2 protein-coding genes, 1 tRNA gene and 1 pseudogene are annotated in these 1,029 nt (G+C 51.4%); all 4 read left to right on the top strand.

Annotated elements, in window-relative coordinates:
• Window positions 1–284: pseudogene (locus tag HT737_RS12400) on the top strand (elongation factor Tu); the annotation flags it as partial.
• A gap of 53 nt (window positions 285–337) precedes the next feature.
• Window positions 338–413, top strand: a tRNA-Trp gene (locus HT737_RS12395).
• Window positions 414–458: 45 nt separating this feature from the next.
• Window positions 459–827 (top strand): preprotein translocase subunit SecE, encoded by a 369-nt coding sequence (gene secE, locus HT737_RS12390; RefSeq protein ID WP_041074957.1) that lies wholly within the window; start codon window positions 459–461, stop codon window positions 825–827.
• A 9-nt stretch (window positions 828–836) separates the two neighbouring features.
• On the top strand, window positions 837–1,029 hold a 193-nt coding region (locus tag HT737_RS12385), incomplete at its 3' end, for a transcription termination/antitermination NusG family protein (RefSeq protein WP_374011159.1).

The raw sequence follows: 1,029 nt of genomic DNA, 5'->3' as shown, positions 1-1,029 counted from the left end.
CGCACACCAAGTTCACCGCAGAAGTTTACGTTCTGAGCAAGGAAGAAGGCGGTCGTCATACTCCGTTCTTCAAAGGCTACCGTCCACAGTTCTACTTCCGTACTACTGACGTGACTGGTAACTGCGAGCTGCCAGAAGGCGTTGAAATGGTAATGCCAGGTGACAACATTCAGATGACTGTTACCCTGATCAAAACCATCGCGATGGAAGATGGTCTGCGTTTCGCTATCCGTGAAGGCGGTCGTACCGTCGGCGCTGGTGTAGTGGCCAAAATCATCGAATAAGCAGTTGTAATGTATTTTTCGGGCCGGCATAATGGTCGGCCTGATTTTGTTTTAGGTCAGTAGCTCAATTGGCAGAGCGACGGTCTCCAAAACCGTAGGTTGGGGGTTCGATTCCCTCCTGACCTGCCAGATTCACTCGGTGTGTCTGGCTTTCTTTTCACAGGATCTTCATAGATGACTCCTAAGGCTGAAGCTCAAGGCTCTCGCTTCGATCTGCTAAAGTGGCTTGTGGTAGCCGCTTTGGTAGTTGTGGGTGTAGTTGGCAATCAGTATTACGCTGCTTCGCCGATCCTGTACCGTGTACTCGCATTGCTCGTGATTGCTGCTGTAGCTGCCTTTGTAGGCCTGCAGACTGCAAAGGGCAAGTCGTTCTTTGTACTGGTTAAGGAAGCGCGCACCGAGATTCGTAAAGTCGTATGGCCAACTCGCCAGGAAACTACGCAGACAACGCTAATTGTTGTTGCTGTGGTTATCGTTATGGCGTTGCTGTTGTGGGGGGTTGATTCCCTGCTCGGCTGGCTTGTTTCCTTGATTGTCGGCTAAGGGTGTCCCGTGGCTAAGCGTTGGTACGTTGTGCATGCTTACTCGGGTTACGAGAAGCATGTCATGCGCTCGCTGATTGAGCGCGTTAAGCTGGCTGGCATGGAAGATGGCTTCGGCGAAATTCTGGTTCCCACTGAAGAAGTGGTTGAAATGCGTAATGGCCAGAAGCGCAAAAGCGAACGCAAGTTCTTCCCAGGCTATG

The sequence above is a fragment of the Pseudomonas sp. MD195_PC81_125 genome (genome assembly GCF_014060985.1).
Classification (GTDB): Bacteria; Pseudomonadota; Gammaproteobacteria; order Pseudomonadales; family Pseudomonadaceae; genus Aquipseudomonas; species Aquipseudomonas parakoreensis.
This window is presented reverse-complemented; position numbering and strand designations above follow the sequence as displayed.